21 protein-coding genes and 1 rRNA gene are annotated in these 25,594 nt (G+C 73.8%); 8 read left to right on the top strand and 14 right to left on the bottom strand.

All coding sequences use genetic code 11. The features are described from left to right. Positions 1–124: 124 nt before the first annotated feature. From ACIGXW_RS29875 to ACIGXW_RS29885, 3 genes are all read right to left on the bottom strand, one after another. On the bottom strand, positions 125–2,269 hold the full coding sequence (locus ACIGXW_RS29875) for a tetratricopeptide repeat protein (RefSeq protein WP_399575887.1): 2,145 nt from the start codon (positions 2,267–2,269) through the stop codon (positions 125–127). Positions 2,270–2,448: 179 nt separating this feature from the next. Beyond that, positions 2,449–3,084 carry an NUDIX domain-containing protein gene (locus ACIGXW_RS29880; protein ID WP_399575889.1) on the bottom strand — a complete coding sequence of 212 codons (636 nt, stop codon included), beginning with the start codon at positions 3,082–3,084 and terminating at the stop codon, positions 2,449–2,451. Positions 3,085–3,159: 75 nt separating this feature from the next. Next, on the bottom strand, positions 3,160–4,812 hold the full coding sequence (locus ACIGXW_RS29885; protein ID WP_071964996.1) for a CTP synthase: 1,653 nt from the start codon (positions 4,810–4,812) through the stop codon (positions 3,160–3,162). Between the two features lie 462 nt (positions 4,813–5,274). Between ACIGXW_RS29885 and ACIGXW_RS29890 the strand changes: the two genes are divergently transcribed. Both ACIGXW_RS29890 and ACIGXW_RS29895 read left to right on the top strand, forming a co-directional pair. Next, a complete protein-coding gene (locus tag ACIGXW_RS29890; RefSeq protein ID WP_399575891.1) occupies positions 5,275–7,077 on the top strand; it encodes a glycoside hydrolase family 15 protein in 1,803 nt (600 codons plus the stop codon). A gap of 57 nt (positions 7,078–7,134) precedes the next feature. Then, positions 7,135–8,760, top strand: a complete 1,626-nt coding sequence (locus ACIGXW_RS29895) for a PucR family transcriptional regulator (RefSeq protein ID WP_399575893.1) — start codon at positions 7,135–7,137, stop codon at positions 8,758–8,760. Positions 8,761–8,772: 12 nt separating this feature from the next. Here the strand turns inward: ACIGXW_RS29895 and ACIGXW_RS29900 are convergent, their stop codons facing one another. Both ACIGXW_RS29900 and recN read right to left on the bottom strand, forming a co-directional pair. Continuing rightward, the gene (locus tag ACIGXW_RS29900; protein ID WP_399575895.1) at positions 8,773–9,891 is read right to left on the bottom strand and encodes a glycosyltransferase family 4 protein; all 1,119 of its coding nucleotides are present in this window, start codon (positions 9,889–9,891) and stop codon (positions 8,773–8,775) included. Positions 9,892–10,067: 176 nt separating this feature from the next. Continuing rightward, positions 10,068–11,819, bottom strand: coding sequence for a DNA repair protein RecN (gene recN, locus ACIGXW_RS29905; RefSeq protein WP_399575896.1), 1,752 nt, complete (start codon positions 11,817–11,819; stop codon positions 10,068–10,070). A gap of 121 nt (positions 11,820–11,940) precedes the next feature. Between recN and ACIGXW_RS29910 the strand changes: the two genes are divergently transcribed. Then, the gene (locus ACIGXW_RS29910) at positions 11,941–13,365 is read left to right on the top strand and encodes a S41 family peptidase (RefSeq protein WP_399575898.1); all 1,425 of its coding nucleotides are present in this window, start codon (positions 11,941–11,943) and stop codon (positions 13,363–13,365) included. A gap of 9 nt (positions 13,366–13,374) precedes the next feature. On the opposite strand, the gene ACIGXW_RS29915 is transcribed toward ACIGXW_RS29910, so the two are convergent. From ACIGXW_RS29915 to ACIGXW_RS29925, 3 genes are read right to left on the bottom strand one after another with little or no spacing between them, the layout of a single operon-like run. Further along, the gene (locus tag ACIGXW_RS29915; RefSeq protein WP_071964990.1) at positions 13,375–14,307 is read right to left on the bottom strand and encodes an NAD kinase; all 933 of its coding nucleotides are present in this window, start codon (positions 14,305–14,307) and stop codon (positions 13,375–13,377) included. Then, entirely contained in the window at positions 14,304–15,110 is an 807-nt protein-coding gene (locus ACIGXW_RS29920; protein WP_399575940.1) for a TlyA family RNA methyltransferase, read from the bottom strand. The genes ACIGXW_RS29915 and ACIGXW_RS29920 overlap by 4 nt, the downstream gene beginning before the upstream one ends. A gap of 13 nt (positions 15,111–15,123) precedes the next feature. Next, positions 15,124–15,360 (bottom strand): hypothetical protein, encoded by a 237-nt coding sequence (locus ACIGXW_RS29925; RefSeq protein WP_399575900.1) that lies wholly within the window; start codon positions 15,358–15,360, stop codon positions 15,124–15,126. A gap of 69 nt (positions 15,361–15,429) precedes the next feature. Here ACIGXW_RS29925 and ACIGXW_RS29930 point away from each other — a divergent pair, with 69 nt between their 5' ends. Continuing rightward, positions 15,430–15,777 (top strand): sterol-binding protein, encoded by a 348-nt coding sequence (locus ACIGXW_RS29930; protein WP_071964987.1) that lies wholly within the window; start codon positions 15,430–15,432, stop codon positions 15,775–15,777. On the opposite strand, the gene ACIGXW_RS29935 is transcribed toward ACIGXW_RS29930, so the two are convergent. Genes ACIGXW_RS29935 through ACIGXW_RS29945 form a run of 3 tightly spaced genes read right to left on the bottom strand, consistent with a single transcriptional unit; the run spans position 15,725 to position 18,701 of the window. Then, entirely contained in the window at positions 15,725–16,576 is an 852-nt protein-coding gene (locus tag ACIGXW_RS29935; RefSeq protein WP_399575902.1) for an ABC transporter ATP-binding protein, read from the bottom strand. The two genes, ACIGXW_RS29930 and ACIGXW_RS29935, sit on opposite strands and share 53 nt — an antisense overlap. Positions 16,577–16,602: 26 nt before the next feature. Next, positions 16,603–17,658, bottom strand: coding sequence for a FecCD family ABC transporter permease (locus ACIGXW_RS29940; protein ID WP_399575903.1), 1,056 nt, complete (start codon positions 17,656–17,658; stop codon positions 16,603–16,605). Next, the gene (locus tag ACIGXW_RS29945; protein ID WP_399575904.1) at positions 17,655–18,701 is read right to left on the bottom strand and encodes a FecCD family ABC transporter permease; all 1,047 of its coding nucleotides are present in this window, start codon (positions 18,699–18,701) and stop codon (positions 17,655–17,657) included. Before ACIGXW_RS29945 ends, ACIGXW_RS29940 begins: the two co-directional genes overlap by 4 nt. Before the next feature lie 54 nt (positions 18,702–18,755). Here ACIGXW_RS29945 and ACIGXW_RS29950 point away from each other — a divergent pair, with 54 nt between their 5' ends. Next, the gene (locus ACIGXW_RS29950) at positions 18,756–19,793 is read left to right on the top strand and encodes an ABC transporter substrate-binding protein (RefSeq protein ID WP_399575906.1); all 1,038 of its coding nucleotides are present in this window, start codon (positions 18,756–18,758) and stop codon (positions 19,791–19,793) included. Between the two features lie 34 nt (positions 19,794–19,827). After that, entirely contained in the window at positions 19,828–20,673 is an 846-nt protein-coding gene (locus tag ACIGXW_RS29955) for a siderophore-interacting protein (RefSeq protein ID WP_399575907.1), read from the top strand. A 139-nt stretch (positions 20,674–20,812) separates the two neighbouring features. On the opposite strand, the gene ACIGXW_RS29960 is transcribed toward ACIGXW_RS29955, so the two are convergent. Further along, entirely contained in the window at positions 20,813–21,841 is a 1,029-nt protein-coding gene (locus ACIGXW_RS29960; RefSeq protein ID WP_399575908.1) for an HAD-IIA family hydrolase, read from the bottom strand. Between the two features lie 75 nt (positions 21,842–21,916). Here ACIGXW_RS29960 and ACIGXW_RS29965 point away from each other — a divergent pair, with 75 nt between their 5' ends. Continuing rightward, positions 21,917–23,224, top strand: coding sequence for a DUF1015 family protein (locus tag ACIGXW_RS29965; protein ID WP_399575909.1), 1,308 nt, complete (start codon positions 21,917–21,919; stop codon positions 23,222–23,224). A 94-nt stretch (positions 23,225–23,318) separates the two neighbouring features. Here the strand turns inward: ACIGXW_RS29965 and ACIGXW_RS29970 are convergent, their stop codons facing one another. Continuing rightward, the gene (locus ACIGXW_RS29970) at positions 23,319–24,071 is read right to left on the bottom strand and encodes a hypothetical protein (protein WP_399575942.1); all 753 of its coding nucleotides are present in this window, start codon (positions 24,069–24,071) and stop codon (positions 23,319–23,321) included. A 75-nt stretch (positions 24,072–24,146) separates the two neighbouring features. On the opposite strand from ACIGXW_RS29970, the gene ACIGXW_RS29975 reads away from it, so the two are divergent. Continuing rightward, a complete protein-coding gene (locus ACIGXW_RS29975; protein WP_399575910.1) occupies positions 24,147–25,496 on the top strand; it encodes a hypothetical protein in 1,350 nt (449 codons plus the stop codon). Between the two features lie 6 nt (positions 25,497–25,502). On the opposite strand, the gene rrf is transcribed toward ACIGXW_RS29975, so the two are convergent. Then, positions 25,503–25,594: ribosomal RNA gene (rrf, locus tag ACIGXW_RS29980) — 5S ribosomal RNA — on the bottom strand; the annotation flags it as partial.

Here is a 25,594-nt window from a genome sequence, read left to right on the forward strand (position 1 = left end):
GAAGGATTGCGCGCTGTCTAGCCTTGCAATGCACCAATCTTTGCGCCAACCGCCATCGGTTTCTTAGGTCGAAGATCCGGTACCCTGCGTAACCCCTACCGCACCTCCGCCGGCACTCCTCTCTCTAAGGCTCTCCCGGAGGAGCACCCGCCGCCTCTCCTGCGGGCCCCTGGGCTCCCTCGCCCCCGGCCCCCAGCAGCCGCTCGGCGGTCTGCCGGTGCTCGTCCGCCGAGGCCGGGTCGCCCAGCCGCTCGAGGGTGTCCGCCAGCCGCAGCCGCACCGCCGCCTCCAGCCGGGCGTCGCCCGCGCCCCTGGCGCACTCCACCGCCTCCAGGCAGGTGCGCAGCGCCTCACGGGGCCGGCCGGCGTGCTCCAGCACCCGGGCGGCCTCGCTCAGCGCCCGGGCGTGCCCGGGCTGGTCCCGCAGCCTGCGGCAGGCGGCGGCCGCGGCACGCCAGTCGCGCAGCGCCTCCGCCCACTGGCCGGCGTAGCTGTGCACCGCGCCGAGGCGCCCGTACAGCCGTGCCTCGTCGGCGAGCTCACCCCGCGTCAGCCGCAGCTCCAGCCCCCGCCGGTACCAGTCGGCCGCCCGCTGCCAGTCGCCCAGCTGCTGATGGGCGGCGGCGATGGACTCCAGCGCGCGGCTGGTCGCGTACGGATCGCCCGCCTCGCGCGCCGACTGCAGCGCCTGGCGGTAGCGGTCGAGCGCCTCGGCGGTGCGCCCGGCCCGGGCGTCCAGGTCGCCGAGGTTCAGCAGCGCCGCGGCCTTCTCCAGCGGCATCTCGCAGCGCCGCGCCACGTCGAGGACGAGCTGGTGCAGCCCGTACAGCTCGGGCGCCGCCGCCTCCGGGCCCAGGTGGGCGGTGAGCGCCCGGGTCAGCGCGGAGACCAGCCGCCGCGCGAGGGTGTCGAGCCGGCCGTCCTCCACGGCCAGGCGCGCGGCGGCCAGCAGCGCCGGCAACCGCGCCAGCAGCCATTCCTCCGCGGCCCGCTCCGAGGAGAAGCGCAGCGGTCTGGGCAGCTGTTCGATCCGTCTGCGCACCGCCGGATCGTTCCGCTCGGTGGCGGCCCGGCAGGAGTGCAGCTGGCGCACGGTGCGCTCCAGCATCCGGGCGCGCGCCAGCTCGATCTCGGCGGGCCGCTCCTGCGCCTGCAGCAGCGCGCCGAGCAGCGGGGCCAGGCAGCCGGGCACCCGGTACTGCGGCGGCAGCGCGCCCGAGTCGCTCTCGGGTGCCTCCGGGCGCAGCAGGCCGCGGGTGGTGAGGTCCTCCAGCGCGGACTGGGCGGTGGCCAGCGAGGAGCCGGCCAGGGCCGAGGCGGTGTGCGCGTCGAGCAGCCCGGCCGGGGCCAGTGCGAGGAGGTGCAGGGTGCGGGCGGCGGGCGGCGGCAGCGCCTCGTAGGCGAGCCAGAAGGCCCGGGCGAGCGGCCGGCCGGCGTTCTCGTAGCCGTCGACGGCGGGCGGCAGTTCCCGCAGCCGCTTGGCGACGTCGACGATCGTCATCTTGGTGCGGGCCGCGAGCCAGCCGCCGACCAGCACCAGGGCGGCGGGCTGGCCGCCGCACTCCTCGACGACGGCGGCCGCCGCCACCGGGTCGCAGGTGATGCGGGTCGGGCCGGCGTACCGCTCCAGCAGTTCGACGGCCGCGGCCGTGTCCAGCCCGCCGAGGGTGCACGGCCGGACGTCGGGCACCCCGGTCAGCGGGCCGCGCGAGACGGCGACGACGAGGCAGTCGGGTTCGTCCGGCAGCAGCGGGTCCACCTGTTCGGCGCCCGCGGCGTCGTCGAGGAGCAGCAGCACCCGCCGCCCGTCGAGGGCGGCCCGCAGGGCCTGGGTGAGTTCGTCCTCCAGGGCGCCCGCCGGTACGGGGGCGCCGAGCTCGGCGAGCAGGGCGCGCGCGGTCCGTTCGGTGGGCACGGGGGCGCCGTCGGCACCCGTGAGGCGGGCGCGCAGTACTCCGTCCGGGTACTCCCTGGCGAGCTGCCGGACCAGTGCCTCGGCGAGGGCGGTGCGCCCGGAACCGGGGCGGCCGGCGATGAGCAGCACCCGGCTGCGGGGCTTCTTGCGGCCGGAGAGGGTGTCGAGCCCGGCGCGGACGATGTCCTCGCGCAGCTCCTTGAGCTCGCGCAGCCGTCCGACGAACCCCTCCGGTGCCGGACCCGCCGGCCGGGCGGGTGTCTGACGGGGGCTCACTCCCGTGCCCGGGGCGGGCAGCCGTCGCTCGGGCGGGGCCGCCGCCGGTCCGCCGGTTTCCACCGTCCGCTCCGCCACGGGTCCACTCCCGTTCCACCTGCACACTGCACGCACGAGCCCGCCGCGGCCGCGGTCGGGAACACAGCGAGCCTAGTTCACCGTCCGCCGCGCTCCGGGGAACGCGGAGCCGCCATGCTGAAGATCACCTATTCGGGTTGCATGACGATCGGACCGCGGAGGGTGTTCCCGGCGGGTCGTCAGGCCTCGAACGGGCGGGCCGGCCAGGGCGCGTCCGCCGGGCGCAGCGCGTCCAGGCCGTCGCCCGCAAGCGCGGCCAGCACCGAAAGGACGCCGACGACGAGGGAGTTGTTGTGGAGCTCGCCGGCCAGGATGCCGCGGGCCAGCAGGGCCAGCGGGACGCGGTCCAGCTGCATGTCGAGCTCCTCGTGCTCGACGGCGAAGCGGTCGCCCTCGACGTCGGAGATGCCGCGCGCCAGGAAGATCCGTACGGCTTCGTCGCAGCCGCCGGGCGTGGTGTAGACGTCGGTCAGCACCCGCCAGTCCTCGGCCTTGACGTGCGCCTCCTCGTAGAGCTCGCGCTGCGCGGCGTGCAGCGGGTTCTCGCCGGGGACGTCCAGCAGGCCGGCGGGGATCTCCCACAGCCGCTGCCGCACGGGGTGGCGGTACTGGTTCAGCACCAGCACCCGCTCCTCGTCGTCGAGGGCCAGGACGGCGACCGATCCGGGGTGCACCTGATAGTCGCGGGTGACGGGGGTCCCGTCCGGCATGACCACGGTGTCGGTGCGGACACTGGTCTTGTTGCCGGTGAACGGGGTGCCGGTGGCCGTGATCCGCCACTCGTCGGCGGTGTCCTGGATGGGTGCCTGCGCCATGTCTTCCTCCAGCAGATACGGAAACCGGGGTGAGTGCCTCCGGAAGGAGGCGCTCACCCCGGTCCACCGTATAGGTCAGCCCTGCTGGCGCTGCACGGCCGCCTTGATCAGGCCCGCGAAGAGCGGGTGCGGGCGGGTCGGGCGGGAGCGCAGCTCCGGGTGGGCCTGGGTGGCCACCAGGTAGGGGTGGACCTCGCGCGGGTACTCGACGTACTCGACGAGCTTGTTGTCGGGGGAGGTGCCGGAGAAGAGGATGCCGGCCTTCTTCTCGAGCTCACCGCGGTAGGAGTTGTTGACCTCGTAGCGGTGGCGGTGGCGCTCCTCGACGTAGGGCTGGTCGTCGTAGACCTCACGGACGATGGAGCCCTCGGCGAGCTTGGCCGGGTACATGCCCAGGCGCATCGTTCCGCCCATGTCGCCCTCGCCGGCGACGATGTCCATCTGCTCGGCCATGGTGGAGATGACCGGGTGTGCGGTGGCGGGGTCGAACTCGGTGGAGTTGGCGCCCTCGATGCCGGCCAGGTTGCGGGCGGCCTCGATGACCACGCACTGCAGGCCCAGGCAGAGGCCCAGCAGCGGGATCTTGTTCTCACGGGCGTAGGTGATGGCGCCGACCTTGCCGTTGACACCGCGGTCGCCGAAGCCGCCCGGGATGCAGATCGCGTCCACGTCCGAGAGCTGCTGCTTGGCGCCGGCCGGGGTCTTGCACTCGTCGGAGGCGACCCACTTGATCTTGACCTTGGCGCGGTTGGCGAAGCCGCCGGCGCGGATGGCCTCGGTCACCGAGAGGTAGGCGTCGGGCAGGTCGATGTACTTGCCGACGAGCGCGACGGTGACCTCGTGCGAGGGATTGTGGACGCGGTCCAGCAGGTCCTCCCACTGGGTCCAGTTCACGTCGCGGAAGGGCAGGTCCAGCTTGCGCACGACGTAGGCGTCCAAGCCCTCGGTGTGCAGGACCTTGGGGATGTCGTAGATCGAGGGGGCGTCGATCGCGGCGACGACCGCGTCCTCGTCCACGTCGCACATCAGCGAGATCTTGCGCTTGATGGCGGTGGGCACCTCGCGGTCGGCGCGCAGCACGATCGCGTCGGGCTGGATGCCGATGTTGCGCAGGGCGGCCACCGAGTGCTGGGTGGGCTTGGTCTTCAGCTCGCCGGAGGGGCCGATGTAGGGCAGCAGCGAGATGTGCACGACGAAGACGTTGTCGCGGCCGACCTCGTGGCGGACCTGACGCACCGTCTCCAGGAACGGCAGCGACTCGATGTCGCCGACGGTGCCGCCGACCTCGGTGATGACGACGTCCACGTCGTCGGTGGCCATGCGCCGGATGCGGTGCTTGATCTCGTTGGTGATGTGCGGGATGACCTGCACGGTGTCACCCAGGTACTCGCCGCGGCGCTCCTTGGCGATCACGGTGGAGTAGACCTGGCCGGTGGTGACGTTCGCCGAGCCGTCGAGGTCGACGTCGAGGAAGCGCTCGTAGTGGCCGATGTCCAGGTCGGTCTCGGCGCCGTCGTTGGTGACGAACACCTCGCCGTGCTGGAACGGGTTCATCGTGCCCGGGTCGACGTTCAGGTACGGGTCGAGCTTCTGCATCGTCACCCGCAGACCCCGCGCCTTGAGCAGCGCACCCAGGCTGGAGGCCGTCAGTCCCTTGCCGAGCGAAGAAGCGACACCCCCGGTGACGAAGAGGTGCTTGGTCGTCGTGGGCTTTGCTGCAATGGCCAAAGGGGGGCTCCCGTGGTCGCGAGTGAGGGTGCGTTCCGGCGATCACCCGGTTGTTTTCGGGGGTGCCGTCGCTGCGGTTGGGGGGTCTTGCGCCCACCGGTCCACGGGGTACCAGGGTATCAGCGCCCGGGGCCGTACGCGTCCGGTGACGCGGCGCGACGGCCCGCCGGACCGTGCGTCACGGACGTGTCGGCGGGCGTGTGCGGGGTACGCATCAGGCCACCCATTCGGCACAGATTCAACTCCCAACCGTCGCGCGTGTCCCAACTCCGCGTCGTATCCTGCTCGGACACACGCAGCGAGCCGGCCGGCACGGCACATCCCGCCTTCCCCCAGTTGCCTCCCCCAGCCACCGCCGGGGGTGCCCAGGGGGGGACCCCCTATCCGGAACAGAGCTCGTCGAAGATCGCTTGACCGCCAAGGCCCCCCGGGGTCCTGAGATGCCGTTCGACTGGAGATGACGTGGCCGGGCGTATCGAGGATTACGCACTCATCGGCGATATGCAGACCGCCGCCCTGGTCTGCCGGGACGGCACGGCCGACTGGCTGTGCCTGCCCCGATTCGATTCCCATGCGGCGTTCGCAGGGCTGCTCGGCGAAGAGGAACACGGCTTCTGGCGGATCGGCCCGTCGCACCCCTCGGGGGCCGCGCCGCCGCGGGCGGACCGCCGCCGGTACCGGGGGGATTCCCTCGTGCTCGAATCCGAGTGGGACACCCCGCGCGGCACGGTCCGCGTCATCGACTTCATGCCGCCGCGCGACGGCGCGCCGCAGCTGATCCGGATCGTGGAGGGCGTCAGCGGCCGGGTGCCGATGCGGTCCGCCCTGCGGATGCGGTTCTCCTACGGGCGGGTCGTGCCCTGGGTGCACAAGGTGGGCGACCGCACGGTGGCCGTGGCCGGCCCCGACTCCGTCTGGCTGGACACCACCGCCGACACCTTCGGCAAGGATCTGACGACCTACTCCGACTTCACCGTCTCCCCCGGCGAGCGCGTCGCCTTCACCATCAGCTGGCAGCCCTCGCACCGCGAGCCGCCGGCCCTGCCCGACCCCGAGGGGTCGCTGGAGACCACGGAGGAGTTCTGGCGGGAGTGGGTCGGCCACTGTACGTACCACGGCCCCTACCGGGACGCCGTGGTCCGCTCGCTGATCACGCTCAAGGCGCTGACGTACGCGCCCACCGGCGGCATCGTGGCCGCCCCCACCACCTCGCTGCCCGAGGAGATCGGCGGCGTGCGCAACTGGGACTACCGCTACACCTGGCTGCGGGACGCCGCCATCACCCTGTCCTCGCTGCTGCGCACCGGCTACCGCGAGGAGGCCCGCGCCTGGCGCGAGTGGCTGCTGCGCGCGGTGGCCGGGGACCCCGAGAACCTGCAGATCATGTACGGCATCGCCGGCGAGCGCGAGCTGAGCGAGGCCGAGCTGACCTGGCTGCCGGGGTACGAGAACTCCAAGCCGGTGCGGGTGGGCAACGGCGCGGCGGGCCAGCTCCAGCTGGACGTCTACGGCGAGGTCACCGAGGCCCTGCACCTGGCGCACATGACGGGCCTGGCCCGCAACGACTACGCCTCCGTGCTGCAGCTGCGCCTGATCGGCTACCTCGAGGACCACTGGAACGAGCCCGACGAGGGCATCTGGGAGGTGCGCGGCCCGCGCCGCCACTTCGTGCACTCCAAGGTGATGGCCTGGGTCGCCGTCGACCGCACGATCAAGCTGATCGAGTCCGGCGACGTCGACGGCCCGCTCGAGCGCTGGCGCGAGCTGCGCGAGGACATCCACCGCGACGTCTGCGAGAAGGGGTACGACAAGGAGCGCAACACCTTCACGCAGTCCTACGGCTCCAAGGAGCTGGACGCCTCCTTGCTGCTGATCCCGCAGATGGGCTTCCTGCCGCCCGACGACAAGCGCGTCATCGGCACCATCGAGGCCATCCAGCGGGAGCTGTCGACGCCGGACGGCTTCGTGCTGCGCTACCCCACCGCCGGCACGGACGCGGGCGTCGACGGGCTCGAAGGCGACGAGGGCGCCTTCCTCGCCTGCTCCTTCTGGCTCGCCGACGACCTGGCGATGATCGGCCGCGTCGACGAGGCCCGCCAGCTCTTCGAGAAGCTGCTGGCCCTGCGCAACGACCTGGGACTGCTCGCCGAGGAATGGGACTCCCGTCTCCAGCGGCAGGTGGGCAACTTCCCCCAGGCCTTCAGCCACGTGCCGCTGATCGACACGGCGCTGCGGCTGACCGCCTCGAGCGCCTTCGGCGGCTAGCGCCGGGGCGCCGGCACGCGGGTCGGGGCAGGGCGTGCGGCCTGTAGGTTCGCGGCCATGGAAACGCTCGCGCCCTCCCCTCCGCAGGGCACCATCACCGTCGCCCGGGCCCTCGAGCTGCCGGCCCTGCGGCGGGGCCTGCCCGAGGTGGTGGCCGCCGCCGACCGGCTGCACCGGCCGGTGCGCTGGGTGCACGCCGGCGAGGCGCCGAACATCGCCGCCCTGCTCAAGGGCGGCGAGCTGCTGCTGACCACCGGTCTGGGGCTGGGCAGCCGCCCCGCCGAGCAGCGCGCCTTCGTGCGCGGCCTGGCGGAGCGGGACATCGCGGCCCTCGTCGTCGAGCTGGGCTCGCGCTTCACGGCGCTGCCGGCCGCGGTGGTGGACACGGCCCGCTCCCACGGGCTGCCGCTGGTGCAGCTGCACCACGAGGTGCCGTTCGTGGCGGTGACCGAGGAGATCCACACCGAGCTCGTCAACGAGCACTACGCCCTGCTGCGCCGCGCCGAGGACGTGCACCGGCGCTGCACCGAGGTGCTGCTGGGCGGCGGCGGGGTGCCCGAGGTGCTGCGGCTGTTCGCGGACTTCGCGGGCAACCCCGTCTTCCTGGAGGCCTCGGACGGCCGCCTGCTGTACGCGGCCGGTCCGGCGCCGGCGCCGCCGGGGGCGGCCGATCCGCTCCAGGTCTGGGACGGGTTGCGGGCCGCCGGGCTGCCCGGGAGCGTCGTCGCCGACATCCCCGGCCACCATCCGGGCCACGGCCCGGGTCCGGGCGCGGTGCGGGCCCGGCTGACGGTCCTGCCGGTGAACGCGCCGCTCGCGCCCGTCCACCGCATCGCCGCGGACCGGGCGGCCGGGCTGCTGGCGGTCGTCCTGCTGCAGGCCCGGCAGGAGGAGGAGCTGGCCGCGCGCGGGCGGGGGGACTTCCTCACCGACCTCGCCGAGGACCGGCTGGCCGCGGCGGACGCGCCCGCGCAGGCCCGTGTTCTGGGCTTCCGGCCGGGTCCGGGGCCGCTGCTGCCGGTGGTGATGCGGATGGCGGCCGACCTGGTGCCGGCGGACAGCTGGGCGGCCGTGGCGGGGGCGGTCCACAAGGAGCTGTCGGGGGTGGGGGTGCCGGTGCTGCTGGGGGTGCGGCTGCCGGAGGGGCGGGTGCCGCTGCTGGTGGGGCTGCGCGAGGAGGGGGAACGGGCCGCGGTGGCCGACCGGGTGGCAGCGGCGCTGCGGGCGGGCGCGGAGCGGGCGTCGGCCCGGCCGCCGGTGGTCGTCGTCGGCGCCCCGGTGACGTGGGCGACGGCCGGCGCGGGCCTGCGCCACGCGGCGGAGGCGGCGACGGCGGCCCAGGGCCTGCCGGAGCGGCCCTGGCACGACGTGCGGCGGCTGGATGTGGACGTCCTGCTGTGGCGGCTGCGTTCGCACGGCGACCTGGCGGCGTACGTGGACCGGGTCATCGGTCCCCTGCTGGCCCATGACGCGGCGTCCCGGCCGCCGTTGCTGCCGACGCTGGAGACCTTCCTGGCCCGCGGCGGGTGCAAGGCGGAGACGGCACGGGAGCTGCATCTGAACCGGCAGACGCTCTACGACCGGCTGGGGCGGATCGGGCGCCTGCTGGGCACGGACCTGGAGGACCCGGAGACGGTGCTGGCCCTGAGCCTGGCGTTGCGGGCGCGGCGGCACGTCGGCTAGCGACGCGGCCGGTCACGGTCGTCGGACGAGCTCGTCGTAGACGCTCAGGACGTGGGCGACGGTGTCGTCCTCCGAGGGCCAGGAGGCCGCCTGTGCCCGGCCGGCGGCCACCAGGCGGGCGCAGCGCAGCGGGTCGTCGAGGAGGCGGGCCACCGCGTCGGCGAGGGCGGTGGCGTCTCCGTAGGGGACGAGCTCGGCGGCGTCGCCGAGGAGGTCGGGGACGCCGCCGACGGAGGTGGCGACCAAGGGGACGCCCGCGTGGAGCGCCTCCTGTGCCAGCAGGGAGCGGGCCTCCCAGCGGCTGGGCAGGATGGCGACGTCCGCCGCCGCGAGCAGCTCGGGCACGTCGTCGCGGCTGCCCAGGAGCATGACCGGCAGATGTTCGTCCTCGATCCGGCGCTGCAGACGGGGGCGTTCGCCGCCCTCCCCCGCCATGACGAGCAGCGGCTCGGGGTCCAGCTCCCGCCAGGCGCGCGCGGCGTCCAGGAGCGGCCCGTGGCCCTGGCCGGGTTCGAGGCGGCCGACGGTGACGAGCAAGGGGCGGGCGATCGCGCCGAGTTCGGCACGGGCCTTGTTCCGCAGGTGTTCGTCCTCCTCGGGCACGGAGGACGGGGCGGGCAGCGCCACGGGCGCCAGGCGGGCGTCGCGGGCACCGCGCCGCCGCGCCCGGTCGACGAGGTCCGGGGAGGCGCCGAGCACCACGGCGGCGGCCCGGGCGGCCTGGCGCTCCATGAGCCGTACGACGTGGGAGCGCGCCCCTTCGACGCGCACCGGGGCGTGCCAGGTGACCACCAGCGGCGTGGGCCTGCCGCGCAGCGCGAGGGCGGCCAGCATGCCGGAGCGCAGTCCGTGCGCGTGGACCACGTCGGCGTCCTCGCTCGCGGCCCGGATGGCGGCGGCGCGCAGGGCGCCCGCCCCCGCGCGCAGCGGTGTGAAGGCCGCCCCGGCGTCCGCGAGGCCGTACCGCTCGGCGGCGGCCGGGGCCCCGCACACCGTCACCCGCAGCCCGCGGGCCACCAGTCCGTCCGCCAGCGACCGCACGTGGGCACCGCTTCCCGCGCTCCCGCTGCCCAGGACCTGAACAGCGTGCAGAGGCGGCCGCCCGTGCGAGGGGCCGGGTGTGCTGCTCACGCGGGGGAAGCTCCTGTGTCGACGTCGGGCGGTGGCGTACGGCGAGGTGCTGCGCCCAGGATGCCAGCCTTCACCGACATCCCGGCACCACCGTTCCGAGGGCGGCCCGTCCTACCTCGCCCGCAGATCCCCGGATTCACCCACTTTGGGGATTCCGGCCGGATCCGGCGGCTGCCTCAGCGCCCCGCCCGGGCCGCCTCCAGCAGCTCCTCCGCGTGCGCCCGCGCCAGCTGCGAGTCCTCCTGGCCGGCCAGCATCCGCGACAGCTCCCGCACCCGTGCCTCGCCCTCCATCGCCTGCACCCCGCTGCGGGTGACGGCGCCGTCGTGGGTCTTCTCCACGACCAGGTGCCGGTCCGCGAACGCGGCCACCTGCGGCAGGTGGGTGACGACGACGACCTGGGCCGTCTGCGCCAGGCGCGCCAGCCGCCGGCCGACCTCCACGGCGGCCTTGCCGCCGACGCCGGCGTCGACCTCGTCGAAGAGGTACGTCGGCACCGGGTCGGAACCGGCGAAGACGACCTCCACGGCGAGCATGACGCGCGAGAGCTCACCGCCGGAGGCGCCCTTGCCGATGGGCCGCGGCTGGGCCCCGGGGTGCGAGGCGAGGAGGAGCTCGACGTCGTCCGCGCCGTGCGGTCCGTAGGCGACGGCGCGGCCGCCCACGTCGATGCCGGCGTCGGCGTCGGCCACCTCGTTCTGGCGGATGGCGAACGTCACCCGTGCGTGCGGCATGGCGAGCGAGGCGAGTTCGGCGGTCACCGCCTCGGCGAATCGCTTCGCCGCCTCCGTCCGGGCGTCGGTCAGCAGCTGCGCCAGGCCGCCGAGCTCGGCGCGCAGCGCGTCCCGCTCGGCGGTCAGTTCGCCGATGCGGTCGTCGTCGCCGTCCAGCTCGCCCAGCCGGGCGGCGCCGGTCTCGGCCCAGGCGAGGACCTCCGCGATGTCCTGGCCGTACTTGCGGGTCAGGTGCGTGAGCGCGGCGCGGCGCTCCTCGACGGCGGCCAGCCGGCGCGGGTCGGCGTCCAGGCCGGAGGCGTAGCCCGCCAGCTCCCCGGCCACGTCGCCGAGCAGGATGCCGAGCTCGCCGATCCGGTCGGCCAGGGCGGCCAGGGCCGGGTCGTGGGAGCGCACCGCCTCCAGGGCCCGCCCGGCGCCGGCGACGAGGGTGCGGGCGTCGACGCCCTCGGGGTCCTCGGGGTCGCCGGCCAGCGCCGCGTGCGCGACGGTGGCGGCGGAGGCGAGGGCCTCGGCGTGGCCGAGCCGCTCGGCCTCGGCGGCGAGTTCGAGGTCCTCGCCCGGCAGCGGCTCGGTGGCGGCGATCTCGTCCAGGCCGAAGCGCAGCAGATCGGCTTCCTGGGCGCGCTCGCGGGCGCGCGTGGTCAGCTCGGCCAGCTCGGCGCTCGCCGCGCGCAGCCGGCGGTAGGCGTCGGTGTACTTGGCCAGCGGCACGGCGACCGCGTCTCCGGCGTAGCGGTCCAGGGCCTGGCGCTGCCGCGCGGGGCGCAGGAGCCCCTGCTGGTCGGTCTGCCCGTGCACGGCCGCCAGGTCGTCCGCGAGCTCGGCCAGCAGCCCCACGGGCACGCTGCGCCCGCCCACATGGGCGCGCGAGCGGCCCTCCGCGGAGAGGGTGCGGCTGATGAGCAGCGTGCCGTCGTCGAGCTCGGCGCCGGCCTCCTCGGCCCGTACGGCGACGGGCGAGCGGCCGTCGACGGCGATGCGCCCCTCGACGACGGCGGCCTTGGCCCCCACCCGTACCAGCGCCGGGTCGGCGCGCCCGCCGAGCAGCAGGCCGAGGCTGGTGACGACCATGGTTTTGCCGGCGCCGGTCTCGCCCGTCACCGCCGTGAAACCGGGCGACAGCTCGACCACCGCGTCGTCAATGACGCCCAAGGACCGGATCCGCATCTCCTCCAACACGGATACGACCATACGAGGTTCCGGGGCCCCCTCGCGACGGCCTCCCCCACCGAGCACCCTGGGGAGAGCCCCACCACCGTTCCGGGTGACCGCTCCATCGCGCCCGCATCCCTTGGGGCGTCAGGCTGGATCCATGATCGATTCCGCGCGCGGCCGTCGCGCCGCCACTTTCGTTCTCGCCACGTCCGTCGCCCTCGCCACCTTCTGCGGAGCGCAGGGCGCCGTCGCCGGCTCCCCCCGCGCGTCCTCGGCCGGCTCGCTGGACGGGGTGTGGCGGATGGACGGCTACGGCACGGTCGTCTCCATCGAGGACGGGGGGCGGCGGATGCGCGAGTACGAGACGGCGGGCGCCGGCTGTCTGCCGGGCGACGTCACCGAGCTGACCGGCACGTCCGCCACCGTCACCCCGGCGGGCCCCGGCCGGGCCCGGCTCGGCTACGCGTCGAGCGTCGGCCACCGCACGCTGCGGCGCATCGACGCCCTGCCCGGGGCCTGCCGCGAGGCGCACCCCGCGAAGAACCCGCGGGCCGTCTTCGACACCTTCTGGCAGACGTATGCGGAGAATTACCCCTTCTTCGGTGCGAAGGGCATCGACTGGCGGGCCGTCCGCGACCGCTACCGGCCGCAGATCACCGACCGGACCACGGACGAGGAGCTGTTCGCCGTCCTGACGAAGATGATCGAGCCGCTGCACGACGGGCACACGTATCTGCGGAAGGGCCCCTGCGACGAGGACCCCGCGGGCTGCTTCGGCGGACACCGCGTGGACACCCCCTTCCCCACGCCCGAACTGATCAAGAAGATCAACACATCGGTCGCCGACACCGTCGGCGCCTCCCGCCTCCAGGAGTGGGGCAAGGGCAAGATCGCCTTCGCCGAGCTGCCGGACGGGATCGGCTATCTGCGCCTGACCGGCTTCGTCAACTACACCGACGAGCACACCTTCGCGGCGGACAGCGCCGAGCTCGGCCGCGCGCTGGACGCCGTCCTCGCTCCGGGCAGGAACCCGCGCGGCCTCGTGCTGGACCTGCGCTTCAACGGCGGCGGCTCCGACCGCCTCGGCCTGCAGGTCGCCGAACGGCTGACGGACCGCCCGTACACGGCCTATCTCAAGCACGCCCGGAACGACCCGAAGGACCCGCGCGGGTTCACGCCGGCCGAACCGGTGCGGGTGGTGCCGCACCGCGGCGCCGCCTACACGGGACCGGTGGCGGTCCTCACCGGCCGGCTGACCTTCAGCGCGGGCGAGACGACGACGCAGGCACTCATGGGGCGTACGCCGAAGGTGGTGCGGATCGGGCAGAACACGAACGGGTCGTTCTCCGACATGCTGGAGCGGCGCCTGCCGAACGGGTGGGGCTTCGGGCTGCCGAACGAGGAGTTCCTCGACCCGGCGACGGGCCGGTCGTACGACGGGGACGGGATCGCCCCGGACGTACGGGTGCCGGTGTTCACGGACGAGGAGTTCGCGTCGGGGCGGGACTCCGCGCTGGCGGAGGCGAGGAGGCGGCTGACGGGCTGGAATTCCAGCCCGTCCGGGGGCGCCTCCCGCCGGTAGCCGGGAAAGCTAGTGCGGCGCCCCGCGCCACCCCGCGACCGGCAGCGCGAACTTCGCCACCAGCCGGTCGGTGAACGACGCGTGGTGCAGCCGGGCCAGGCGGACCGGCACGGCGCCGCGCCGCACCTCCACCCGGGCCCCGGCGGGCAGCTCCACGGTCCGTCGCCCGTCGCACCACAGAACGCCGTTGGGGGTCTGCGGCTGCACCTCCACCGCCAGCACCGAGTCCGGCGCCGTCACCAGCGGCTTGGCGAACAGCGCGTGGGCGCTGATCGGCACCATCAGGAGCGCCTCGACCTCGGGCCAGACCACGGGACCGCCCGCGGAGAAGGCGTAGGCGGTGGATCCGGTCGGGGTGGCGCACACGACGCCGTCCCCGCCGAAGCGGGAGACGGGGCGGCCGTCGACCTCGGTGACGACCTCCAGCACCCGCTCGCGGGCGGCCTTCTCGACCGAGGCCTCGTTCAGCGCCCAGTCCGTGTGCACGACGTGCCCGTCGGTGCGGACGAGCACGTCGAGGGTCATCCGCTCCTCGACCTCGTAGGCGCGCGTGACGACCCGGTCGACGACCTTGTCCAGGTCGTCGCGCTCGGCCTCGGCCAGGAAGCCGACCCGCCCGAGGTTGACGCCCAGCATGGGCACCCCGGACCGCCGTGCGAACTCCGCGCCGCGCAGCAGCGTGCCGTCGCCGCCGAGGACGATCAGCAGCTCACAGCCCTCCAGGGCGTCCGGCTTGCCGGGACCCGCGTCGACGCGCTCCGCCGAACCCGGCAGCGGCAGGTCGGCGGCCTCCTCGGCCAGCACCCGCACCCCGATGCCGCAGCGCAGCAGCCCCTGGACGACGAGTTCGGCGCTGCGGATGGCCGCCGGCCGGCCGGTGTGGGCGAGCAGGAAGACGGTACGTCCGGACGGCTTTGCCGATGGTGCTTCTGAAGTGGTCAACGGGGCCCCTCCGCCACTGCACGGTCAACGTCCGCCGGGTCCAGGTCGGGCGCACCGGCGCGCAGCCACAGAAAGTACTCGACATTGCCCGACGGGCCCGGCAGCGGGCTGGCGGTGACCCCCAGGACGCCCAGTCCCAGTTCGGCCGCGCGCGCGGCGACCGCGCGCACCGCCTCGGCGCGCAGCTGCGTGCTGCGCACCACGCCGCCGGCGCCCAGGCGCTCCTTGCCGACCTCGAACTGCGGCTTGACCATCAGCACCAGGTCCGCGTCGGGCGCGGCGCAGCGCACCAGCGCGGGCAGCACCAGGCCCAGCGGGATGAAGGACAGGTCGCCGACGATCAGGTCGGCCGGCTCTCCGTCGATCTGCTCCAGCGTCAATTCGCGTACGTTCGTACGGTCCTTCACGGTGACCCGGTCGTCGCTCTGCAGGGACCACGCGAGCTGTCCGTAGCCGACGTCGACCGCGACGACGTGGGCGGCGCCCGAGCGCAGCAGGACGTCGGTGAAGCCGCCCGTGGAGGCGCCGGCGTCCAGCGCCCGCCGCCCCTCGACCTTCAGGCCGAGCGGGGTGAACGCGGCGAGCGCGCCCGCGAGCTTGTGCCCGCCGCGCGAGACGTAGTCGGGGTCGCTCTCGTCCTGGGTGACGACGAGGGCGGCGCTGGTCTCCACCTGCGTGGCGGCCTTGGTGGCCGTCGTTCCGCCGACGGTCACGCGGCCTGCGGCGATCAGCTGGCTCGCGTGCTCGCGCGAACGGGCCAGCTTGCGGCGCACCAGCTCCGCGTCGAGTCGGCGGCGGGTCACTGCCACGTGCGGTTCAGCTCCTGTTGTCGTACGGACGCGTGGGGCCCCCGGGCCCCGGGCGCTGGTCGAGCGCGGTGAGCGCGTCGCGCAGGCCCTGGTGTACATCCTCGTACACCTGCAGGTGACCGCTCACGTCGAGGTGGTCGGCGTCCGCCAACCGGGCCAGCCGTTCGTCCACGGCGGCATGGCCGGTGGGGGTGCGCTCCACGCCGAGGGGCTGCGGCGTCGGCGGCCGCGTCGGGTCGGTCATGGTTCCGACGCTACCCCGTGCCGGGGACATCTCCTGCGTTCCGGCCCCGCTGGGGTACCGTCCATTGCGATGGCGACCATTGAGGAGTGCCTGGACGCACTCGACCGGCTGGCGGAGAACCTCGCGGGCGCGGGCGGCGAGCTCCGCAGCGCCGCCGCGCCCGACCGCTCGCTCAGCTGCCACGTCACGGACCTCGACGTCACCTTCGTGGGCCACCTGCGGGACGGCCACATCAAGGAGGTGCGGACGGTGCCGGGCACGCCCGAGCAGCGGGCCGAGATCGGGCTGGAGATGACCGGCGACGACCTGGTGGCCCTGGTCGACGGCAAGCTGAACTTCGCGCGCGCCTGGGCCAGCGGCCGGGTCAAGCTGAAGGCGGGCCTGCGGGACGTGCTCCGGCTGCGGGCGATCCTGTAGCCGCGGCCGCCGTGCGGGGCCGGCGGGCGGCCGGTACGACCAGGGGGGTGCCCGTCTGCGGGTCGTCGATGACCTCGCAGCGCAGCCCGAAGACCCGCTCGACGAGCTCGGCCGTCACCACCTCGCCGGGCGGGCCCTCGGCGACGACCGCGCCGTCGCGCATGGCGATGAGGTGGGTGGCGTAGCGCGCGGCGTGGTTGAGGTCGTGCAGGACGGCGACGAGGGTGCGGCCCTGTTCCTCGTGGAGTTCGGCGCACAGGTCGAGGATCTCGATCTGGTGCTGGATGTCGAGGAAGGTGGTGGGCTCGTCCAGGAGCAGCAGCGGGGTGCGCTGGGCGAGGGCCATGGCGATCCACACGCGCTGGCGCTGGCCGCCGGAGAGCTCGTCGACGTACCGGTCGGCGAGGGCGGCGACCCCGGTGGCGGCCATGGACTCCTCGACGACGCGCTCGTCCTCGGGCGACCACTGGCGCAGCAGCCCCTGGTGGGGGTGGCGGCCGCGGGCAACGAGGTCGGCGACGGTGATGCCGTCGGGGGCGACGGAGGACTGCGGCAGCAGACCGAGGGTGCGGGCGACCTTCTTGGCGGGGTAGGAGCCGATGGCGGCGCCGTCCAGCAGTACCGATCCGGCGGCCGGCTTGAGCATGCGGGACAGGGCGCGCAGGAGCGTGGACTTGCCGCAGGCGTTGGGGCCGACGATGACGGTGAAGGAGTGGTCGGGGACGGCGACGGAGAGGTTCTCCGCGATGACCCGCCCGTCGTAGGCGAGGGTGACGGCGTCGGCTGTCAGTCGGCTCATGGGGGTGTTCCTGTCCTTGTGCGTGCTCATATCCGTCCCGCCTTGCGCTCGGTGAACAGCAGCCACAGCAGATAGCCGCCGCCGAGCATGCCGGTGAGGGCTCCGACGGGCAGCCGGTCCGCGCCGAAGAGGTGCTGGGAGGCCCAGTCGGCGGTGACCAGCAGGGTCGCGCCCGTGCAGGCGGCGGCGGTCAGGCCCGGCCCCGGGGAGCGGGTGAGGCGGCGGGCGAGCTGGGGGGCGGCGAGGGCGATGAAGGAGATGGGCCCGGCGGCGGCCGTGGCGGCGGCGGTCAGCAGCACGGCGGCCCCCATGCTCACCAGGCGGGTCCGTTCGACGGCCACGCCGAGCGCGTACGCCGAGTCGTCGCCCATCTCCAGCATCTTCAGGCCGCGGCCGTGGCCGAGGACGACGGGGACGAGCACGGCACACGCGGCCGCCGGCGGCCACACCTGCTCCCAGTCGCGGCCGTTGAGGGAGCCGACCATCCACATGGTGGCGCGGGCGGCGTCGGTGAGGCTGGCCTTGGTGAGCAGGTAGCCGATGACGGCGACGAGGACGGCGGACATGGCGATGCCGACGAGGACGAAGCGGTGGCCGTGCACGCCCTTCTTCCAGGCCAGCGCGTAGATCGCGGCCCCGGAGACGATGCCGCCGCACGCCGCCCCGAGGGCGACCGCCGTGGTGTCGCCCTGGAAGAGCACGATGACCAGGAGCGCCCCCACCGTCGAGCCCTGGGCCAGGCCGATCACGTCGGGGCTGCCGAGGGGGTTGCGGGAGACGGACTGGAAGACCGCGCCGGCCAGTCCGAGGGACGCGCCGACGAGCAGGCCGACCAGGACCCGCGGCAGCCGCAGGTCGTGGACGATGAACTCCTGTGCCGTCGTTCCGCCGCCGGTCAGGGTGCGCACGACGGCGGCGGACGACATGGGGTAGTCGCCGGTGCCGATGAGGGCGACGGAGGCGGCGAGCGCGCCGGCGACGAGCAGCAGCACGACGAGCGCGGCCCGGGGGTCCACGCGCACGGAGAGCCCGCCGCGGGTGCGCAGCGCCTTCACGGTCTTCGTTGTCCTGTCGGCCTTCACAGCTGGGCCATCCTCCGGCGCCGTACGAGATGGATGAACAGGGGCCCGCCGATCAGCGCGGTGACGATGCCGGCCTGCAGTTCGGAGGGGCGTACGACGACGCGGCCGACGATGTCCGAGCCGAGCAGCAGGACGGGCGAGAGGATCGCCGCGTACGGCAGGACCCGGCGCAGGTCGGGGCCGGTGAACGAGCGGACGACGTGCGGCACCATCAGCCCCACGAAGACGATGGGCCCGCAGGCGGCCGTGGCCGCGCCGCACAGCAGGGTGACCGAGCCCAGCGCGAGGACGCGCGTGGTGGTGAGCCTGGTGCCGAGCGCGCGGGCCTGGTCGTCGCCGAGCGCCATGGCGTTCAGCGGCCGGGCCAGCGCCAGGGCGACGACGACGCCCACCGCGACGAAGGGCGCGACCTGGGTGACGACGGTGGAGTTGGCGGAGGCCAGCGAGCCGACCGTCCAGAAGCGCATCCGGTCCAGGGCGGCGGAGTCCAGCAGCTGGACGGAGTAGACGTAGCCGTTGAGCGCGGCGGTCACGGCGGTGCCGGCCAGGGCGAGGCGCACGGGCGTGGCGCCGCGGCTGCCGCCCAGCGCGTACACGACGACGGAGACGACGGCCGCGCCGAGGAAGGCGAACCAGACGTATCCGGTCAGCGAGGTGACGCCGAGGAAGCTGATGCCGGAGACGACGGCGGCCGAGGCCCCGGCGTTGATGCCGAACAGCCCGGGGTCGGCGAGGGGGTTGCGGGTGAGGGCCTGCATGACCGTTCCGGCGAGGCCGAGCGCGGTGCCGGCCAGCACGCCCAGGAGGGTGCGGGGGACGCGTACGTCCCGTACGACCACGTCGGTGGAGTTGCCGGTGTAGTGGAAGAGCCCGTGCCAGACCTGGTCCAGGGGGATCTGCTTGGCGCCGACGGCGATGGACGCCGCGACGACCAGCAGCAGTACGCCCGTTGCGGCGAGCAGCCCCACGACGTGCGCGGCGCCCCTGCGGCGGGGTGCGGCCTCGGGGGCGGCGGTGGGGGGAGGGGGACTGTCAACCAACACTCGGTTAGGTTAGCCTACCCTCACATCCCCCCTCGTTGAGAGAAGCACTGCCCCATGAGCACCACCCGCACCAAAGCTCCCTCCCGCCGCGGCTTTCTGACCGTGGGTGGCGCCCTGGGCCTCGGGGCCCTGCTCACCGCGTGCGGTGGCGGAAAGTCGGACTCCGACGAGGGCAAGGGCTCCGGTGCGGCGGGCGCCAAGGACGGTGCGTGGAGCTTCAAGGACGACCGCGGCCGGACCGCCAAGTCCCCGAAGACCCCCAAGCGGATCGTCGCCTTCACCGGCACGGCGGCCGCCCTGCACGACTTCGGCGTCGAGTGCGTCGGCGTCTTCGGCCCCACCAGGCTCGGCGACGGCAAGCCCGACCCGCAGGCCGGCGACCTCGACGTCGACAAGCTGACGATCCTCGGCAACGCCTGGGGCGAGTTCAACATCGAGAAGTACGCCGGGCTCAACCCCGACCTGCTCATCAGCAACATGTTCGAGCCCGAAGCGCTCTGGTACGTGCCCGAGGACAGCAAGAAGAAGATCCTCGGCCTCGCCCCCAGCGTCGGCCTCACCGCCGCCCGCGTCTCCATGCTGGAGCCCATCAAGCGCTACGCCGCCCTGGCCGAGTCCCTCGGCGCCGACCTGGGGAGCCGGAAGGTCCTCGACGCCAAGGCCCGCTTCGAGAAGGCCGCCGAGACCCTGCGCAAGGCCGCCAAGGCCAACCCCGTCAAGGTCATGGCCGCCTCCGGCAGCGCCGACCTGTTCTACGTCTCCAACCCGGCCGTCAACGCGGACCTGATGTACTTCCGCGAGCTCGGCGTCGACTTCGTCGTCCCCGAGAAGCTCGACCAGGGCGGCTACTTCGAGAGCCTCAGCTGGGAGAACGCCGACAAGTACAAGGCCGACCTGATCCTGCTCGACAGCCGCACCTCCGCCCTCCAGCCCAAGGACCTGGCGAGCAAGCCCACCTGGGGGCAGCTCCCCGCCGTCAAGGCCGGGCAGGTCAGCCCCTGGCTCAGCGAGCCGCGCTTCTCCTACGCAGGCTGCGCTCCCCTCCTCGAGGACCTCGCCGCGGCTGTCGAAAAGGCCAAGAAGACCTCCTGACCCTTCCGAACGCAGGAAAGGACCTCCTCCCACGATGAGCGACGCCCCTCCCCCGCCCTACCGCTGGTTCGACCTCCACGTCATACGGACCGAACGCGTCAGCCCCTCCCTCATGCGCGTCACCCTGGGCGGGGACCGCCTCGGCGAGATGGTCACCGGCGGCCGCGACCAGCGCTTCAAGCTCTTCCTGCCCCAGCCCGGCCAGGCCGCCCCGGTCCTGCCAGAGGACCTGGGCATCGGCTGGTACGCGGAGTGGCGCACCCAGGACCCGGCGGTGCGGGCCGTCATGCGCTCGTACACCGTCCGCGAACTGCGGTACGAACCCGCGGAGCTGGACGTCGACTTCGTCCAGCACGGCGAGCACGACGAGGGGACCGGTCACAGCGGGCCGGCCTCCCACTGGTCCCGCACCGCACGCCCCGGCGACCGCGTCGCCATCCTCGGCCCGATCGCCGAGGAGAACGGCGGCGTCGACTTCCAGCCGCCCGCCGGCACCGACTGGGTCCTGATCACCGCCGACGAATCCGCGCTGCCCGCCGCGGCCGGCATCCTCGCCTGGCTGCCGGCGGGCACCCCGGCCAAGGTCTGGATCGAGGTCTCGCACCCGGACGACGTCCAGGACCTGCCCACGGCCGCGGAGGCCGACATCACCTGGCTGATCCGCGACAAGCCCACCGACCAGCCCGTCCTCGAAGCCGTCCGCTCCGCCGACCTCCCCGCCGGCACCCCCTACGCCTGGATCGCCGGCGAATCCGGCACCATCCGCACCCTCCGCCGCCACCTGGTCTCCGACCGCGGCTTCGACCGCCGCACGGTCACCTTCACGGGCTACTGGCGCCGAGGCGCAACGGAGGAAGACCTCCTGGCAGAACTGGGCTGACCTGCTGCAAACGCCGGACGGGCTGGAAAATCCAGCCCGTCCGGGGGCACCTCCCAGCGGTAGCCGGGGGAGTTTGAGGACCGGGGGTCCGGGGGCGGAGCCCCCGGTTACGGGAAGGGGCGGGGTGGGGGAAAAGCCCCTACCACCCCAGGCGAGCCAGCACCTTCCCGGCATCCAGCGCACAAGCCCCATCCCCCGCCACCGTCCAAGCGGCAGCACACAGCGCGCGCAGCGCATCCACCCGGTCACCGTCCCCGTCAAGGACAAGCGCCCCACCGTCCACCGAAGCCGTCCACCCCCCACAGCCAAAACCGTCGGCCGAGCCGACAACCTCCGGCTGCCCCTCCAACAACCCCCGCAAATCCTCCGCCACATACGTCGGCCGATGCTCCGGCCGCGCCCCGATCACCTGCGCCGCCGTCGTCACCCCGGTCAACACCAACAGCGAGTCCACACCCCCCACATGCGCCCCCTCGATGTCCGTGTCGAGCCGGTCGCCGACCACCAGCGGCCGCCGCGCACCGGTGCGCAGAATCGTCTCGCGGTGCATCGGCGGCAGCGGCTTCCCCGCCACCTGCGGCTCCGCCCCCGTGGCTATCCGCACGACCTGCACCGCCGACCCGTTGCCCGGCGCGATGCCCCGCGCACTCGGAATCGTCAGGTCCGTATTGGAGGCGTACCACGGCACGCCCCGGGCCACCGCGTACGACGCCTCCGCCAGCCGCGACCACGGCATGTCCATCCCGCCGAACCCCTGCGCCACCGCGGCCGGTTCGTCGTCCGCGGACTCCACCGGCACCAGCCCGCGCTCCCGCAGGGCGACCCGCAGCCCCTCCGCACCGATCACCAACACCCTTGACCCGGACGGCAACTGATCGGCGATCAGACGAGCCACCGCCTGCGCCGAAGTGATCACGTCCGTCGGCTCGGCGGGGATGCCCAGCTCGGTCAGATGCCCGGCCACCGTCTCCGGCGTACGCGCCGCGTTGTTCGTCACGTAGGCCAGGTGCATCCCGCCTTCCCGGGCCGCCTCCAGCGACTCCACGGCGTGCTCGATGGCCTCGCCACCGGCGTACACCACGCCGTCGAGGTCGAGCAGCGCCGTGTCGTAGGCGGCGCTCAGCCGCTCGTCGCTGCCGTCGGGCCGGGTCCGGACGGTCTGATTCATGCTGTGATCGCTCCCTGTGCTGTACGTCTCTCTCACGATCATTGCTCATTTGGCCATGAGACATAACATTTCTGAATGAGCACTCCAGGCCACGGCAACGGCGCCAACGGCAGTCTCGCGGGACAGGGGCTTCAACTGGTCCCCTTCCGAGGACTGCGCTATGTCCCCGACCGGGTGGGCAGCCTCTCGGCAGTCACCTCGCCACCGTACGACGTCGTGGTGCGCCCCGACGGCCTGCGCCACCTGGAGACCGCCGACCCACACAACATCGTCCGGCTCATTCTCCCCCAGGCCGCCACCGCCGCCGACCGGCACCGCCAGGCGGCCGAGACTCTCCGCCGCTGGCAGGACGAGCAGGTGCTCGCCGCCGACCCCGAACCCGCGCTCTATGTCTACGAGCAGCGCGGCGACGGCATACTGCAGCGCGGCCTCATCGGTGCGCTGCGCCTCACCCCCCGCGAGGAAGGCGTCGTCCTCCCCCACGAGGACGTCATGCCCCACATCGTCGAGGACCGTGCCGCCCTGATGCGCGACACGGCCGCCAATCTGGAGCCCCTGCTCTTCTCCTACCGGGGCAACGGCAACGGCACCGAGGGCGCGGCCGGCGTCATCGAGCAGGTCATCCGCACCGAGCCGCTGCTCTCGACCACGACGGAGGACGGCTACGCCCACCGCCTGTGGTCCATCACCGACCCCCACGACCTCGCCGTCGTCGCCAAGGACCTCTCCCACCAGCACGCCCTCATCGCCGACGGCCACCACCGCTGGGCCACCTACCTGCGCCTGCGCGCCGAGCAGCCGGCTCCCGGCCCCTGGGACTACGGCCTCGTCCTGCTGGTGGACACGGCCCGCTACCCGCTGCGCGTACGGGCCATCCACCGGCTGCTGCACCGGCTGCCGGTGGCCGAGGCCCTGGCCCGGCTGGGCGACGCGTTCCGCGTGACCACGATCGACGGCCCGCTGCCGGACGCCCTCGACGTACTGGCGCAGGCCGCGTCCGGGCCGGGCAACGCCTTCGTCCTCGCCGGCGACGGCCGCTTCCACCTCCTGGACCGGCCCGACCCGGAGCTGCTGGCCCGTACGGTCCCCACCGACCGCCCGCAGACCTGGCGCGAGCTGGACGCGACGGTCCTGCACTCGGCGCTGCTGGAGCACATCTGGCAGGTGCCGGACGACCCCGAGCACATCGGCTACATCCACGAGACCGCGGCGGCCGTCAAGCAGGCCGAACTCCACGGCGGTACGGCCGTGCTGATGCACCCCGTCCACGAGGACGTCGTGCGTGAACTCGCCGAGCAGGGCGTCACCATGCCCCGCAAGTCGACGTCGTTCGGCCCCAAGCCGGCCACGGGGCTGGTCCTGCGGAGCCTGGCCCTGAACTGAGGCAGCCCCCCGGACAAAAAGTCGAGGGTGGGACCCCCGGTCGGTCCGGGGGTCCCACCCTCAACATTCAGCGGTCACGAGTGACCGAGCGGGCTCAGCCCTGGCTGCCGGAGGAGCCGGACTCGGGCTTGGACTCGGACTCGGCGTCGTCGGCCTTGACGTCCTCGGCCTCGGCGTCCGCCGTGGTCTCGGTCCCGGCCTCGGTCTCGTCCTCTTCCAGGGCGTCGGTGAACTCCACCCCGTCCAGCTCGGCGAGCCGGTCGGAGGCGTTCGTCGTACCGCCCTGGTCGGCCTCGAGAGCCTTGGCGAACCACTCGCGGGCCTCGGTCTCGCGGCCCACGTCGAGGAGCGCCTCGGCGTACGCGTACCGCAGTCGCGCGGTCCACGGCTGGATGGAGTTCGACGCGAGCTCGGGGCTCTGCAGCGTCACGACCGCCGCGTCCGCCTGGCCCATGTCCTTGCGGGCGCCGGCGGCGACCAGGCGCATCTCGACCTGGCCCGCCTTGTCGAGCTTCTGCACCTCGGGCTCGCCGGCCATGGCCAGCGCACGCTCGGGGCGGCCCATGCCGCGCTCGCAGTCGGCCATGACGGGCCACAGCTCCACCGAGCCGGTCATCCGGCGGGCGGCGCGGAACTCGGCGAGCGCCTCGGAGTACTTGGCGGTCGCGTACGCGGCGAAGCCGGCGGCCTCGCGCACGGCGGCCACGCGCGAGGCGAGCCGCAGGGCGATGCGGGAGTACTCGTAGGCCTGGTCCGGGTCCTCGTCCAGCAGGTTGGCGACCATGACCAGGTTCCGCGCGACTTCTTCGGCGAGGCCCTTGGGCAGGCTCATGAGCTCCTGCCGCACGTCCTGGTCGATCTCGTCGCCGGTCACCTCGTCGGGGATGGGCAGCCGCTTCACCGGCTCCCGCTCGCCGCGGTCGTGGTCGCGGTCGTCACGGCGGCCGTAGCCACCGGAGCGGTCGTCGCGGCCACGGTAGCCGCCGCCACCCTGCCGGTCGTCGCGGCGGCCGTAGCCACCGCCCGGGCGACCACCGCGGTCATCGCGGCCACCACGGAACCCACCACGGTCGTCGTCGCGGCGCGGGCCACGGTCGTCGCGGCGGAAGCCACCACGCTCGTCGTCACGGCGGGGGCCGCGGTCGTCACGACGGTCGTCGCGACGGAAACCACCGGGACGGTCGTCGCGGCGCTCGTCACGGCGGAAGCCGCCACGGTCGTCGCGGCGCGGGGCACGGTCGTCACGGGGGAAGGAAGGACGCTCGTCGCGGCGGTCGTCGCGGCGGAAGCCACCACGCTCGTCATCGCGGCGCGGGGCACGGTCGTCACGACGGAACGCCGGACGCTCATCGCGGCGGTCGTCGCGGCGGAAGCCACCACGCTCGTCATCGCGGCGCGGGGCACGGTCGTCACGACGGAACGCCGGACGGTCGTCGCGACGCTCGTCGCGGCGGAAGCCACCACGCTCGTCGTCACGGCGCGGGGCACGGTCGTCACGACGGTCATCGCGACGGAAACCACCGGGACGGTCGTCGCGACGCTCGTCGCGGCGGAAGCCACCACGCTCGTCGTCACGGCGCGGGGCACGGTCGTCACGACGGTCGTCACGACGGAAACCACCAGGACGGTCGTCGCGACGCTCGTCGCGGCGGAAACCACCGCGGTCGTCGTCGCGGCGGGGGCCGCCGTAGCCACCACCGGAAGGACGACCACCACGGTCATCACGACGCGGACCACCGTAACCGCCACCGGAGGGACGACCACCACGGTCGTCGTCACGACGGAAGGACGGACGGTCGTCACGACGGTCGTCGCGGCGGAAGCCGCCACGGTCGTCGTCGCGGCGGGGGCCGCCGTAGCCACCACCGGAAGGACGACCACCACGGTCATCACGACGCGGACCACCGTAACCGCCGCCCGAGGGACGACCACCACGGTCGTCGTCACGACGGGGGCCGCCGTAGCCGCCACCGGAAGGACGTCCACCACGCTCGTCGTCGCGGCGGAACGAAGGACGGTCGTCACGGCGGAAGCCGGGACGGTCATCGCGACGGAAGCCACCGCCACGCGAGTCGTCACGGCGCGGGCCGCGCGGGCCTCCGCGACGCGAGTCGCCGCCCGAACGATCGTCGGGAGAGTTGGTGGACATCGACGTGACTCCTGTCTTCGGGTACCGCAGTCATTCTCGCGCACTCAGCTGGCCGGCGCGCTTCGGCAAAAAACAAAAAGGACCCCTGGTCCCAGCGTGAACGCTGGGACCAGGGGTCCTTGAAAGATTGTTCGGCGGCGTCCTACTCTCCCACAGGGTCCCCCCTGCAGTACCATCGGCGCTGAAAGGCTTAGCTTCCGGGTTCGGAATGTAACCGGGCG

The sequence above is a fragment of the Streptomyces sp. NPDC053079 genome (assembly GCF_044546695.1).
Lineage (GTDB): Bacteria > Actinomycetota > Actinomycetes > Streptomycetales > Streptomycetaceae > Streptomyces.

Excerpts from the sequence above, each read along its gene's own strand:
- ACIGXW_RS29935 (WP_399575902.1), bottom strand. The coding sequence starts at position 16,576 with ATGAGCCGACTGACAGCCGACGCCGTCACCCTCGCCTACGACGGGCGG.
- recN (WP_399575896.1), bottom strand. The coding sequence starts at position 11,819 with ATGGTCGTATCCGTGTTGGAGGAGATGCGGATCCGGTCCTTGGGCGTC.
- ACIGXW_RS29880 (WP_399575889.1), bottom strand. The coding sequence starts at position 3,084 with ATGGCGCAGGCACCCATCCAGGACACCGCCGACGAGTGGCGGATCACG.
- ACIGXW_RS29925 (WP_399575900.1), bottom strand. The coding sequence starts at position 15,360 with ATGACCGACCCGACGCGGCCGCCGACGCCGCAGCCCCTCGGCGTGGAG.
- ACIGXW_RS29955 (WP_399575907.1), top strand. The coding sequence starts at position 19,828 with ATGAGCGACGCCCCTCCCCCGCCCTACCGCTGGTTCGACCTCCACGTC.
- ACIGXW_RS29930 (WP_071964987.1), top strand. The coding sequence starts at position 15,430 with ATGGCGACCATTGAGGAGTGCCTGGACGCACTCGACCGGCTGGCGGAG.
- ACIGXW_RS29965 (WP_399575909.1), top strand. The coding sequence starts at position 21,917 with ATGAGCACTCCAGGCCACGGCAACGGCGCCAACGGCAGTCTCGCGGGA.
- ACIGXW_RS29910 (WP_399575898.1), top strand. The coding sequence starts at position 11,941 with ATGATCGATTCCGCGCGCGGCCGTCGCGCCGCCACTTTCGTTCTCGCC.
- ACIGXW_RS29895 (WP_399575893.1), top strand. The coding sequence starts at position 7,135 with ATGGAAACGCTCGCGCCCTCCCCTCCGCAGGGCACCATCACCGTCGCC.
- ACIGXW_RS29960 (WP_399575908.1), bottom strand. The coding sequence starts at position 21,841 with ATGAATCAGACCGTCCGGACCCGGCCCGACGGCAGCGACGAGCGGCTG.
- ACIGXW_RS29950 (WP_399575906.1), top strand. The coding sequence starts at position 18,756 with ATGAGCACCACCCGCACCAAAGCTCCCTCCCGCCGCGGCTTTCTGACC.